This is a genomic window from Enterobacter hormaechei subsp. hoffmannii (assembly GCF_001729745.1).
In the GTDB taxonomy this organism is placed as follows: Bacteria; Pseudomonadota; Gammaproteobacteria; order Enterobacterales; family Enterobacteriaceae; genus Enterobacter; species Enterobacter intestinihominis.
The window spans coordinates 732187-745818 of record NZ_CP017186.1 but is presented as its reverse complement, the minus strand read 5'-3'; the positions used below and the strand labels follow the sequence as shown (position 1 = coordinate 745818).

At 56.8% G+C, this 13632-nt stretch carries 12 protein-coding genes; all 12 read right to left on the bottom strand.

The features are described 5' to 3' along the window. Position 1: 1 nt before the first annotated feature. From BFV65_RS03475 to mraZ, 12 genes are read right to left on the bottom strand one after another with little or no spacing between them, the layout of a single operon-like run. Positions 2–922, bottom strand: a complete 921-nt coding sequence (locus tag BFV65_RS03475; protein ID WP_023330111.1) for a D-alanine--D-alanine ligase — start codon at positions 920–922, stop codon at positions 2–4. Then, positions 915–2390: a UDP-N-acetylmuramate--L-alanine ligase gene (gene murC, locus BFV65_RS03470; RefSeq protein ID WP_022647046.1), complete on the bottom strand. Its 1476-nt coding sequence runs from the start codon at positions 2388–2390 to the stop codon at positions 915–917. Before murC ends, BFV65_RS03475 begins: the two co-directional genes overlap by 8 nt. Positions 2391–2449: 59 nt before the next feature. Beyond that, entirely contained in the window at positions 2450–3514 is a 1065-nt protein-coding gene (gene murG, locus BFV65_RS03465) for an undecaprenyldiphospho-muramoylpentapeptide beta-N-acetylglucosaminyltransferase (RefSeq protein WP_063200352.1), read from the bottom strand. Then, positions 3511–4755: a cell division protein FtsW gene (gene ftsW, locus BFV65_RS03460; protein ID WP_022647044.1), complete on the bottom strand. Its 1245-nt coding sequence runs from the start codon at positions 4753–4755 to the stop codon at positions 3511–3513. Before ftsW ends, murG begins: the two co-directional genes overlap by 4 nt. Continuing rightward, complete coding sequence (murD, locus tag BFV65_RS03455; protein WP_058677776.1) at positions 4755–6071, bottom strand: UDP-N-acetylmuramoyl-L-alanine--D-glutamate ligase; 1317 nt, start codon at positions 6069–6071, stop codon at positions 4755–4757. Before murD ends, ftsW begins: the two co-directional genes overlap by 1 nt. A gap of 2 nt (positions 6072–6073) precedes the next feature. Beyond that, the gene (gene mraY, locus BFV65_RS03450; RefSeq protein ID WP_003856353.1) at positions 6074–7156 is read right to left on the bottom strand and encodes a phospho-N-acetylmuramoyl-pentapeptide-transferase; all 1083 of its coding nucleotides are present in this window, start codon (positions 7154–7156) and stop codon (positions 6074–6076) included. Then, positions 7150–8508: a UDP-N-acetylmuramoyl-tripeptide--D-alanyl-D-alanine ligase gene (murF, locus tag BFV65_RS03445; protein WP_038415337.1), complete on the bottom strand. Its 1359-nt coding sequence runs from the start codon at positions 8506–8508 to the stop codon at positions 7150–7152. Before murF ends, mraY begins: the two co-directional genes overlap by 7 nt. Next, positions 8505–9992 (bottom strand): UDP-N-acetylmuramoyl-L-alanyl-D-glutamate--2,6-diaminopimelate ligase, encoded by a 1488-nt coding sequence (gene murE / locus BFV65_RS03440; RefSeq protein WP_046619892.1) that lies wholly within the window; start codon positions 9990–9992, stop codon positions 8505–8507. The genes murF and murE overlap by 4 nt, the downstream gene beginning before the upstream one ends. After that, entirely contained in the window at positions 9979–11745 is a 1767-nt protein-coding gene (gene ftsI / locus BFV65_RS03435) for a peptidoglycan glycosyltransferase FtsI (RefSeq protein ID WP_022647040.1), read from the bottom strand. The genes murE and ftsI overlap by 14 nt, the downstream gene beginning before the upstream one ends. Before the next feature lie 15 nt (positions 11746–11760). Continuing rightward, entirely contained in the window at positions 11761–12126 is a 366-nt protein-coding gene (gene ftsL, locus BFV65_RS03430) for a cell division protein FtsL (RefSeq protein ID WP_003856363.1), read from the bottom strand. Further along, positions 12123–13064, bottom strand: a complete 942-nt coding sequence (gene rsmH, locus BFV65_RS03425) for a 16S rRNA (cytosine(1402)-N(4))-methyltransferase RsmH (protein ID WP_003856366.1) — start codon at positions 13062–13064, stop codon at positions 12123–12125. Before rsmH ends, ftsL begins: the two co-directional genes overlap by 4 nt. A 2-nt stretch (positions 13065–13066) precedes the next feature. Further along, a complete protein-coding gene (gene mraZ / locus BFV65_RS03420) occupies positions 13067–13525 on the bottom strand; it encodes a division/cell wall cluster transcriptional repressor MraZ (protein ID WP_014830641.1) in 459 nt (152 codons plus the stop codon). Positions 13526–13632: the final 107 nt, after the last annotated feature.

The window sequence follows — 13632 nt, the reverse complement described above, 5'->3', positions numbered from 1 at the left end:
ATCAGCCCGCCTGGTCCAGAATACGTACGACTAATTGCGAGAAGCTCATTCCCGCCTGACGCGCCGCCATCGGCACAAGGCTATGGCTGGTCATACCCGGAGACGTGTTTGCTTCCAGCAGATAAAATTGCCCGTCACCGTCAAGCATCACATCAATTCGTCCCCAGCCTCGGCATCCCAAAACATTCCAGGCTTTAAGCACCAGAGACTGTAATTCCGCTTCACGTTGTGCTTCAAGACCAGCTGGGCAGAAATATTGCGTCTCATCAGAGAGATACTTCGCCTCATAATCATAGAAGACTCCGGCGGGTTGGATGCGAATTGACGGTAAAATTTCTTCACCAAGCATCGCGACGGTAAATTCCGGCCCGCTAAGCCATTTTTCAATCAGAACTTCTTCATCATGTTGAAATGCCAAAGCTAAAGCGTCAGCCAAATCTACAGCTTTATCAACTTTGGACATTCCCACGCTCGACCCTTCACGGCTAGGCTTCACAATAACCGGTAAGCCCAGTGCCGCAATGCGTGTATTAACGCTGTCCGACAAGCCCAATTCAAATTCACGGCGCGTCAGTGCAACCCATGGCGCAACGGGCAGACCCGCCCCCTGCCACAGCAGTTTGCTGCGCAGTTTATCCATGGAGATAGCGGATGCCATCACGCCACTGCCGGTGTACGGCATACCGATCAGCTCCAGCAGCCCCTGCAACGTGCCGTCTTCACCGCCGCGGCCATGCAACGCGATAAAGGCTTTATCGAAGCCCATCGCTTTCAGCTGCGTAACGTCCACCTCTTTCGGATCAACCGGATGCGCGTCCACGCCACCTTCACGCAGGCCCGCCAGCACGGCAGCGCCCGAATTCAGAGAAACCTCGCGTTCGGCGGAAGTGCCGCCAAACAGGACAGCAATCTTATCAGCCATGACGCTCGTCCTCCTGAGTTTGCGGCTTCAGTTTGATTTCAGCTAAGGTACGGGCGATTTTGCCGATATTTCCCGCACCCTGAATCAGGATCAGATCGTTACCCGTCAGGACCGGGGCAAGCATTTCAGCTACCTGCACCGGGTCGGGGACCAGGATAGGGTCCACTTTACCGCGTCCGCGGATGGTACGACATAAAGACCGACTGTCCGCGCCCGGAATCGGCGCTTCGCCCGCGGCATAAACATCCAGCATCAGCAGGGTATCGACCTGCGAAAGGACGTTGGCAAAATCGTCATACAGATCGCGGGTACGTGTGTAACGGTGCGGCTGGAAGATCATGACCAGATTCTTTTCCGGCCAACCCGCGCGTGCCGCTTTGATGGTTGCGTCCACCTCCGTCGGATGGTGACCGTAGTCATCGACCAGCATCGCAGAACCTGGCTTACCGTTTACTGGCTCCAGTGGGAACTCACCCAGGAAGTCGAAGCGACGGCCCGTTCCCTGGAAGCTTTCCAGCGCGCGCAGGATCGCCTCATCATCAATGCCTTCTTCCGTTGCAACAGCCACCGCCGCCGCCGCATTCAGGGCATTGTGACGTCCCGGCGCGTTCAGGGTGACATGCAGGAGCTCTTTATCCTGGCGTGCCAGGGTGAAATGCCCCTGCGCACCAATCTGCTTATAATCTTCCACGCGTACATCAGCGTCTTCGCTGAAGCCGTAGGTGGTAATTTGACGCCCGACGCGCGGCAGCAGCTCGCGGATCACCGGGTCGTCCACGCACATCACCGCACGGCCATAGAACGGCAGGTTGTGCAGGAAGTTAATAAAGGTCTGCTTTAAGTTCTCGAAGTCGCCCTGGTAGGTATCCATATGGTCAGCTTCGATATTGGTGACGATAGCCACCATCGGCTGCAAATGCAGGAACGACGCGTCGCTTTCATCCGCTTCCGCAATCAGATAACGGCTGTGGCCCAGACGCGCATGCACGCCAGCGGCTTTCACCAGACCACCGTTAACGAACGTTGGGTCGAGACCCGCTTCCGCATAAATGCTGGAGACCATCGCTGTTGTTGTGGTTTTACCGTGCGTACCGGCCACCGCAATGCCGTGACGGAAACGCATCAGTTCAGCCAGCATTTCCGCGCGACGGATCACCGGAATGCGCGCCTCATGCGCCGCAACGATTTCCGGGTTATCCGCGGAGATCGCGCTGGACACTACAACCACGCTCGCATCGCTCACGTTTTCCGGGCGATGATTGAAATAGATAGTCGCCCCCAGCGACGCCAGCTGCTGCGTAACAGGGTTTGGCGCCAGGTCAGACCCGCTGATCTGATAGCCTTCGTTAGCTAACACTTCGGCAATACCGCCCATGCCAGCACCACCGATGCCGACAAAGTGAATGTGCCGGACGCGACGCATCTCGGGCACGATAGAACGCAGTTTTGCCAGTTGTTGTGTATTCATTCTCTAAACGCCATCGACTACTTCAAAAAAATCGTGCAGCGCAACACGCGCTGCGAGAATTATGCCTGGGCTGCCAGGCTCACTTCTTTTGCCACCCGTTCCGTTGCATCCGGGATAGCGGTCGCGCGTGCGCGTTGCGCCATCTCCAGTAATACATCCCGGTTCCAGCCCGCCAGGGTAGTGGCGACCGCATCAGCGGTAAATTGTGGCTGCTCAAAAATTTTTGCGGCACCCGCTTTCTCAAGCGGCAGCGCATTCCAGTACTGCTGTCGGTCTTTGTGCTGGAACGGCACAAAAAGCGCTGGCAAACCGGCGGCGGCGATTTCGCTCACCGTCAGCGCGCCCGAGCGACAGACCACGACATCGGCCCAGGCATAGGCTGCGGCCATATCATCAATAAATTCAGTCACTTTATGCTGCGGCTGACCTTCCTGCGCGTAAGCCTGCTCAACGCTCTGCTGAGCGCCCTTCCCGCTCTGGTGCCAGATTGTCACCGCATCACCCAGTTTTGCCGCAACCTGTGGCATCGTCTGGTTTAAAATACGTGCGCCCTGGGAACCGCCGACAACCAGCACGCGCACCGGCCCTTCGCGACCCGCCAGACGCGTATCTGGCAGCGGCAGCGCCAGCACGTCCACACGCACCGGATTCCCTACGACATCCGCTTTCGGGAATGCCCCGGGGAAGGCCTGCATAACTTTGGTGGCGATTTTTGCCAGCCATTTGTTGGTCAACCCGGCAATACCGTTCTGCTCATGCAGAACAACAGGGATCCCTAATGACCACGCCGCCAGTCCGCCAGGACCGGAAACGTAGCCGCCCATGCCCAGAACGACGTCAGGCTTAAAGCGCTTCATAATGTCGCGCGCCTGACGCCAGGCATTGAAAATGCGCACCGGCGCCAGCAGCAGCGCCTTGCTCCCTTTGCCACGAAGGCCAGAAATACGAATAAAGTCGATCTCGATACCGTGTTTAGGTACAAGGTCGGCTTCCATGCGGTCTGCGGTTCCCAGCCAGCGTACCTGCCAGCCTTGTTCCATTAAATGGTGCGCAACCGCCAGTCCCGGGAACACGTGTCCGCCGGTCCCGCCTGCCATCACCATTAACCGCTTCGGTTGATTCATCGTGAACCTCGTGTAAACGCCTGAGCTTTCTCCAGACGCGTTTCATAATCTATGCGTAACAAAAACATGATGGCCGTCGACATGATCAACAGACTCGAACCACCATAACTGATCAACGGCAACGTCAGACCTTTGGTCGGCAGCATACCCGCTGCGGCCCCAACGTTTACCAGTGCCTGGAAGCTAAACCAGATACCAATTGAGCAGGCCAGGAAACCGGAGAAGCGGTGATCGATCTCCAGCGCTTTACGGCCAATCGACATGGCGCGGAAAGCGACGAAGAATACCATTAATAGCGCCAATACCACACCGATATAACCCAGTTCTTCCCCAATAATGGAGAAGATAAAGTCGGTATGCGCCTCCGGTAAATACTCCAGTTTTTGCACCGAGTTGCCCAGGCCTTGGCCCCAGACTTCGCCGCGGCCAAACGCCATCAGCGACTGTGTCAGCTGATAACCGCTGCCGAACGGATCTTCCCATGGGTTCCAGAACGAGGTCACACGGCGGATACGGTATGGTTCGGCGAGGATCAGCAGCACCACCGCCGAAATCCCCATCCCGATGATGGCAATGAACTGCCACAGTTTTGCGCCCGCCAGGAACAGCATCGCCAGCGTAGTGACAAACAGTACGACTACCGTACCGAGGTCGGGCTGCGCCAGCAGCAGGATCGCAAGCACCAGAATCACGCCCATCGGTTTTAAGAAGCCGCGCAGGTTGTTACGAACTTCGTCGACTTTACGCACCAGGTAGTTTGCCAGGTAGCAGAACAACGAAAGCTTGGTGAACTCTGCAGGCTGAATACGCAGCGGACCAAAGGCGATCCAGCGTGATGCCCCGTTAACGGAGCTCCCGACGACCAGAACGATCAACAGCATGATGATTGAGGCGATAAGCATGGCCGTACTGTGCCGCTGCCAGAACGACATCGGCAGGCGTAAGGTGATCATCGCCAGGCAGAACGCGAGAATGATGTACAGCCCGTCACGCTTGGCAAACAGGAACGGATCGTTTGCCAGACGCTGTCCGACAGGCATCGACGCCGAGGTGACCATAATAAAGCCGGTCGCTGCCAGCCCCAGCGTGAGCCAGAACAGCGTGCGGTCGTACATAATCAGGCTGTCGGAATCTTTATCCCGTGAAGCCATCACCCAGCCTTTCAGCGCCGTAAACAGCCATACCAGGATACCAAACCCTGGCAGACGCGGCATTTTCAGGCGAGGGAGAGATAAACGCATCAGCCTAACTCCTTCGCCAGGCGGGTAAAGACATCGCCCCGCTGTTCGAAATTCTTAAATTGATCGAGGCTGGCACAGGCTGGCGAGAGCAGCACCATATCGCCGGGCTTCACGCGGGGGGCGAGAAGGCGCATCGCCTGTTCCATGGTCTCGGTTTGTTCGGCGACCTCAGGACGCAACGCCGCAAGCTCGCTGCCATCGCGGCCAAAGCAATAAAGGCGCACGTTATCACCGTTGAGGTACTGCTTCAGCGAGGAGAAATCGGCTGATTTACCGTCGCCGCCCAGCAGCAGATGCAGTGTGCCTTCAACGTGCAGACCGTTCAATGCCGCCTCGGTGCTACCCACATTGGTCGCTTTGGAATCGTTAATCCAGCGTACGCCGTTGTGCTCCAGCGCCAGCTGAAAACGGTGAGCCAGGCCGGTAAAGGTGGTCAGCGCCTTCAGGCTTGAAGATCGCGGCAGACCAACGGCATCCGCCAGCGCTAGCGCCGCCAGGGCGTTGGTGTAGTTATGCTGGCCGGAGAGCATCATCTCTTTCACGTTCAGCACCTTCTCACCTTTCACCCGCAGCCAGGTTTCGCCCTGCTGGCGGTTAAGGTGATAGTCACCCATGTTAATACCGAAGCTAATGCAGCGATCGTCTGCGCCACGCACCGGCATGGTGAGTGCATCATCGGCATTCACCACGCAGACTTTGGCATTTTCATAGACACGCAGCTTGGCCGCGCGGTACTGCTGCAAGCCGAACGGGTATCTGTCCATATGATCTTCGGTGACATTAAGGATCGTCGCTGCCGCCGCATGCAGGCTTGAAGTGGTTTCCAGCTGGAAGCTGGAAAGCTCAAGTACAAACAGCTCACACCCTTTATCGAGCAGCATCAACGCGGGCAGACCAATGTTACCGCCCACGCCGACATTTTTGCCCGCCGCTTTCGCCATCTCACCCACCAGGGTGGTGACGGTGCTTTTACCGTTTGAACCGGTAATGGCAACGATCGGGGCCTGCGCCTCCCGGCAGAACAGTTCGATATCGCCAACAATCTCAACGCCTGCATCCGCCGCGGCACTCAGCGAAGGATGCGCCAGCGCCATGCCCGGGCTGGCAACAATCAGATCGGCGACCAGCAGCCACTCATCATTCAGACCACCCAGGTGGCGTTCAACCTGCTCCGGCAGCTTGTCCAGACCCGGCGGAGAGACGCGCGTATCCATCACGCGCGGCGTCACGCCACGCGCAAGGAAAAAGTCCACGCAGGAGAGGCCGGTAAGGCCCAACCCGATGATAACGACTTTTTTGCCCTGGTAATCTGCCATGATTAACGTACCTTCAGCGTTGCCAGGCCAATCAGCACCAGCATCAGCGAAATAATCCAGAAACGCACAATGACGCGCGGCTCCGGCCAGCCTTTCAGTTCATAGTGGTGGTGAATCGGTGCCATACGGAAGATGCGCTGGCCGCGCAGCTTGAAGGAACCGACCTGCAAAATCACCGACAGGGTCTCAACCACAAACACACCGCCCATAATCACCAGCAGGAACTCCTGACGCAGCAGCACGGCGATAATGCCCAGCGCGCCGCCCAGTGCCAGTGAACCGACGTCGCCCATAAAGACCTGCGCCGGATAGGTGTTGAACCACAGGAAGCCCAGCCCCGCGCCGACAATCGCCGTACAGACGATCACCAGCTCACCAGCGTGTCGCAGGTACGGGATGTGCAGGTAGTTTGCAAAGTTCATGTTACCGGTCGCCCACGCCACCAGCGCGAAACCGCCCGCGACAAACACGGTTGGCATGATGGCCAGGCCGTCCAGACCATCGGTCAGGTTGACGGCGTTGCCGGTGCCGACGATCACAAAGTAAGCCAGCAGAATGTAGAACAGCCCCAGCTGCGGCATCACGTCTTTGAAGAACGGCACCACCAGCTCGGTGGCCGGGGTGTCTTTTCCTGCCAGGTAAAGCGCGAAGGCCACACCCAGCGCAATTACCGACATCCAGAAATACTTCCAGCGGGCGATCAAACCTTTGGTGTCTTTGCGTACGACTTTGCGGTAGTCATCAACAAAACCGATGATCCCGTAGCCAACCAGAACGGTCAGCACGCACCAGACGTAGGGGTTAGACGGATAAGCCCACAGCAGAACGGACACCACAATCGCGGTCAGGATCATGATCCCGCCCATGGTCGGCGTACCGCGCTTGCTGAAATGCGATTCCGGGCCGTCGTTACGCACGACCTGGCCGAAAGAGAGTTTTTGCAGACGGGCAATCATGCGCGGGCCCATCCACAACGAGATGAACAGCGCAGTCAGCAGGCTGACGATGGCGCGAAACGTCAGATAGGAAAAGACGTTAAAGCCTGAATAATATTTGACCAAATGTTCGGCCAGCCAAACTAACATGTCCCGTTCTCCTGTAATGCGTGCACAACCTCTTCCATGGCGGCACTACGTGAACCTTTAACTAAAACAGTCACAATCTGTTTTTCTGTAATCAATGCCTTCAGGCGTTCGATCAGTGCAGATTTATCGGCAAAATGTTCGCCAACTTCACTGGCATCGGAAATGGCCTTGCTCAGCGTGCCTGCGCTCAGTACGCGGTCAAGCCCGGCAGCTTTCGCCGCTTCGCCAACCTGTACGTGGCAGGCTTCGCTTTCATCACCCAGCTCGGCCATATCGCCAACAACCATCACGCGATAGCCCGGCATCTCAGACAAGACCTGCACGGCCGCCGTCATGGAGCCGACGTTAGCGTTGTAGGAGTCATCCAGCAGGAGTTTGTTTTCAGCCAGCTGGATTGGGAACAGACGCCCCGGCACGGCTTTTAAATTCGCCAGACCAGTTTTTATCGCAGCGTGTGAGGCCCCTACCGCCATTGAGAGCGCTGCCGCAGCAAGCGCATTGGCGATGTTATGACGACCCGGCAACGGCAGCAGCACGTCGATGTCGCCCGTTGGGGTCATGAGGGTGAACTCGGTGCCGTGTGACGTCACATGAATGTTGGTCGCCGAAAAATCACTGTTTGCCGCATTCGGGGAGAAGCGCCAGGTTTTGCGTGAACCAATGATGCTCTGCCAGTTCAGCCAGTCATTGTTATCGGCATTCATAATGGCGATGCCGTCATCCGGCAGGCCGGTATAAATTTCACCTTTCGCTTTCGCCACACCGGCCAGCGAACCAAAACCTTCAAGATGTGCCGCCGCCAGGTTATTCACCAGCGCCGCTTCCGGACGCGTCAGGCTCACGGTCCAGGCGATTTCGCCCTGATGGTTAGCCCCTAACTCAATCACCGCATATTCATGCTCGTGGGTCAGGCGCAGCAGCGTCATCGGTACACCGATGTCATTATTAAGGTTGCCCGCCGTATAAAGCGTGTTTCCGCACTGGCTAAGGATCGCCGCCGTCATCTCTTTAACGGAGGTTTTGCCCGACGAGCCCGTCAGCGCCACGACGCGTGTTGGCACCTGCTGGCGAACCCATGCCGCCAGCTCACCAAACGCCAGGCGCGTATCTTTCACCACAATCTGCGGCAAATCGATATCGAGCTTACGGTTGACCAGCAGCGCACCCGCGCCGTTATCTTTAGCCTGTTGCGCAAAATCGTGGGCGTCAAAACGTTCACCCTTCAGCGCCACAAACAGGCAGCCCGCCGTCACCTTACGGGTGTCGGTGGTCACAGCCTCGATGGTCAGATCCTGACCATGCAGCATCCCCTGCAATACCGCAGCGGCCTGGCTTAACGTAATGCTAATCATGCCACCACTCCCAGCAGACGCGCTGCCGTCACGCGGTCGGAGTAATCCAGACGACGATTGCCGACGATCTGATAATCTTCATGACCTTTACCGGCCAGCAGAACCACATCGTTCTCCTGCGCCTGCATAATGGCGTTAGTCACGGCCTCCGCACGGCCTTCGACCACGCGCGCACGCCCAGCATCCAGCATGCCCGCCAGAATGTCGTTGATAATGGCCCTCGGCTCTTCGGTACGCGGGTTGTCATCGGTCACCACGGGAATATCCGCGAACTGCTCAGCGATGGCGCCCATCAGCGGACGTTTGCCCTTGTCGCGATCGCCACCGCAGCCAAACACGCACCAGAGCTTGCCTGCGCAGTGCAGACGCGCCGCTTCCAGCGCTTTTTCCAGCGCATCCGGCGTGTGGGCGTAATCCACGACCACCGTCGGCTTGCCCGGCGCACTGAACACTTCCATGCGGCCACAGACCGGTTGCAAACGCTCAGACGTTTTCAGCAGATCCACCATCGGGTAACCCAGCGCCAGCAGCGTCGCCAGCGCCAGCAGCAGGTTACTGACGTTGAAAGCCCCCATCAGGCGGCTTTCAATTTCACCTTCGCCCCAGGTGGAAGCAAAGCGGATCGTCGCCCCGCTATCGTGGTAGTTCACTTCGACTGCCTTCAGCCAGCGGCCACGACAGTTCGGATTAATGCGATCTTCCATCGACACCGCCACCGCATCTGGCAGTTTTTCCAGCCAGCGGCGACCGACTTCGTCGTCGGCGTTAATGATCGCCTGCCCGTGGTGGTGAGTGGAATAAAGCAGCCATTTCGCCGCTTCGTAGTGCTCCATATCACCATGATAATCAAGGTGATCGCGGCTCAGGTTTGTAAAGACAGAGGCGGCAAATTTCAGTGCCGCCACGCGATGTTGTACCAGACCATGGGAGGAGACCTCCATCGCCGCGAAGGTCGCCCCCTGCTCTGCAAGGCCTGCCAGCACACGCTGCACGTCAACCGCCGAGCCTGTCGTGTTTTCCGTCGGGCTTACTTTGCCCAGAATACCGTTCCCCACCGTGCCCATGACGGCACCGGTTTCACCCAGCAGCTGAGCCCACTGCGCCATCAACTGAGTGGTGGTGGTTTTTCCGTTGGTTCCTGTCACGCCAACAAGCTTTAACTGGTCGGAAGGTTCGTTGTAAAAACGTCCTGCCAGCGCGGAGAGACGCTCATTCAGCTGGCTGAGATAGATGACCGGCACGCCGTGCATTTCACGGATCTCACCGTCTGTTGCCTCATCTTTGGCCTCAGCAATAATGGCAGCAACACCTTGCGCAATCGCCTGCGGGATATAACGACGCCCGTCCGCCTGATGACCTACCACTGCCACAAAAAGATCGCCAGAAGCCGCTACGCGGCTGTCCAGTACCATCTCTCGCAGTGCTCGCGCAGGTAGCATAGGCACCCACGGAGCAAGAAGGTCGCGCAAATTACGATCTGCCACCTGTTCCCTCGCCTTGATTAATTACAAATTCACTTTTTTCGCCCGTCGCCAGCGCATCCGGTTCAATGTTCATGGTGCGCAACACGCCGCCCATAATAGCCCCGAACACAGGCGCGGAGACGGCGCCGCCGTAGTATTTACCCGCCTGCGGATCGTTGATGACGACCACCAGCGCAAAACGCGGATTGCTTGCAGGCGCTACGCCTGCGGTATAGGCAATGTATTTGTTGATATAGCGGCCGTCCGGCCCCACTTTTTTCGCTGTACCGGTTTTGATGGCGATACGATAGCCCTTAATCGCGGCCTTCACGCCACCACCACCGGGCAGCGCGACGCTTTCCATCATATGTACGACGGTACGAACGATAGATTCCGGGAAAACACGTTCCCCCGGTACCGGTGGATCAACTTTGGTGATCGACAGCGGGCGATAAATGCCATAGCTGCCAATCGTTGCGTAGACTCGCGCTAACTGTAAGGGAGTTACCATTAGCCCGTAGCCGAAAGAGAAGGTGGCCCTCTCTATGTCAGACCACCGTTGTTTTTGAGGATATAAGCCACTGCGTTCTCCGACCAACCCCAAATTGGTCGCCTTTCCCAGCCCAAAACGTGAGTAAGTATCTACTAACGCTGAGGACGGCATCGCTAACGCCAGTTTTGACACACCGACGTTACTCGACTTCTGTAAGACCCCGGTCAGGGTCAGTTCGCTGTAACGTGCCACGTCTTTTATTTCGTGGCCGTTAATTCGATAAGGGATCGTATTCAGAACGGTATTTTCGTTGACGATGCCCCGCTGTAGAGCCGTCATCACCACCATAGGTTTTACGGTTGAACCGGGTTCAAACACATCGGTGATGGAGCGGTTACGCATCGCATCTTTTGCTGTACCGGCAAAATTATTCGGGTTGTATGAGGGACTACTGGCCATCGCCAGCACTTCACCTGTCGCCACATCCACCAGCACGGCACTGCCCGATTCCGCCTTGTTAAACGCGACGGCGTTGTTCAGCTCACGATAGACCAGCGCCTGCAAGCGCTCATCAATACTCAGGGCCAGGTTGTGCGCGGCCTGGCTGTCTGTCGAGGAAATATCTTCAATGACGCGACCATAGCGGTCTTTACGCACGATTCGCTCGCCAGGCTGGCCGGTAAGCCACTTGTCGAAGCTTTTTTCAACGCCTTCAATCCCCTGGCTATCCACGTTGGTGAAGCCAATCAGGTGCGCGGTGACTTCGCCGGAAGGATAATAACGGCGGGATTCTTCCCGCAGATGAATGCCGGGCAGCTTGAGTTTTTTAATGTAGTCAGCCATATCAGGGTTCACCTGACGGGCAAGATAGATGAAGCGCCCTTTCGGGTTGGCGTTAACGCGTGACGCCAGCTGATCCAGCGGCATTTTCAACGCGTCTGAGAGCGCCTTCCAGCGGTTATCAAGGGTGATCCCGCCTGCGTCATGCAGCTCTTTAGGATCGGCCCAGATCGCCTTCACCGGTACGCTCACCGCCAGCGGGCGGCCGGAGCGGTCGGTGATCATCCCACGAGAGGTAGAAACTTCCTGCACGCGCAGAGAACGCATATCACCCTGACGTACCAGCATGTCAGGCGCGATGATTTGTAGCCACGCCACGCGTCCCAGCAGGAAACCCAGCGCCAGTAAAATGCAGCCGCAAAGCAACGCAAAACGCCAACTGATAAAGTTGGCCTGTTCTTCCTGGCGTTTTGGTTTTAGCGTTTTTGCCGCTGCTTTCATGCGTCGCGTTTTCCCTTATTTTTGTACTACGATATTTTCCTGCGAAGGATCAACATGCTGTAATTGCAGTTTTTCCGTTGCGATCCGTTCAACCCGGCTGTGATCGCCGAGCGCGTTTTCTTCAAGGATCAGATTTCGCCATTCAATATCCAGCGCATCGCGTTCCAGTACCATCTGTTCGCGCTGCGCAGTTAACAAACGGGTATGGTGAGCGGTGGTTACCACCATGACTGCCGTCACAATGATGCAAATGAACAAGCAGAGTGGCAGCTTCCCAAACCGCAAAAGATCGTCGCCGATCACGCCAGGCAAGGCATGGCGCTCGTTGCTTCCTAACGATCCCTTAACTTTGCTTAGGGTCTCTGTCACTCTGCTGATCATGCGTTCGTCCTCTCTGCAATACGCAGCACTGAACTACGGGCACGTGGATTCTCTGCCACCTCTTCTTCGCCCGGCATCAACTTGCCTAATGCTCGCAACTGACGGCCTCCCAGCTTTCTGAGTTGTTCTTCCGTCATCGGCAGCCCAGCTGGAACCTGCGGACCGCGGCTCTGTTCACGCATAAAGCGCTTAACGATGCGATCTTCCAGCGAATGGAAGCTGATGATGGATAACCGCCCACCCGGGGCCAGCACGTCGAGCGAGCTTTTTAGCGCCAGCTCTATTTCCTCCAGTTCACTGTTTACCCAGATACGAACCGCCTGGAAGGTACGGGTCGCAGGATGTTTGTGCTTGTCCTTCACTGGCGTTGCCGCCGCGATGACTTCTGCCAGCTCTTTGGTACGGGTCATTGGCTCAACGCGGTTGCGCTCCACGATGGCGCGCGCAATACGTTTGCCAAAGCGTTCTTCGCCGAAGGTTTTGATCACCCAGGCAATATCCGCTTCGTCAGCAGTTTGTAACCACTCGGCGGCAGACTGGCCGCGGGTGGGGTCCATACGCATATCCAGCGGACCGTCGCGCATAAAAGAGAAGCCGCGTTCTGCATCATCAAGCTGTGGTGAAGAGACACCAAGATCGAGGAGGATCCCGTCGATTTTGCCGGTCAGGCCGCGCTCGGCGACATAATCCGCAAGCGCAGAGAAAGGTCCATGCACGATGGAAAAGCGAGGGTCATCGATGGTTTGCGCAACGGCAATCGCCTGCGGATCGCGGTCAATTGCCAGCAGGCGCCCTTCCGCTCCAAGCTGAGAGAGGATCAAACGCGAGTGGCCACCGCGACCAAAAGTGCCATCAATATAGATGCCATCTGGACGAATATTCAGGCCGTTAACGGCCTCATCCAGCAGCACCGTTGTATGTTTATAATTTTCCATCATATTTATAGAGACAAGTCCTGCAGCCGTTCCGATAATGTTGCGGAATCAGACTGCTCAGCGTCGATATCTTCCTTGACCTGTTGATACCAGGTCGTTTCGTCCCACAGTTCAAACTTGTTGAACTGCCCGACCAGCATCACTTCTTTAGTCAGACCGGCATGTTGCCGCAACACAGGCGCAATCAATAATCGCCCGGCGCTATCCATCTGACATTCACTGGCATGTCCCAATAACAACCGCTGTACGCGGCGTTCCTGCGGGTTCATGCTCGACAGTCGCGACAGCTTTTGCTCAATGATTTCCCATTCAGGCAAAGGATAAAGCAGCAGGCAGGGGGAGTTGATGTCAATGGTGCAAACCAGTTGACCCGAAGCGTTCTCAATCAGCTGGTCACGGTATCGGGTTGGTACCGATAAACGCCCTTTGCTGTCGAGATTGACTAACGTTGCTCCACGGAACATGCCAGCCTCACCCCTCCTCACCACTTTAACCCACAAATTCCCACCTGAAGGAGTTTACGGAGCGAGGGAAAAGCTTGTCAAGCCAGGACTCTCTCTGTACGGACCCG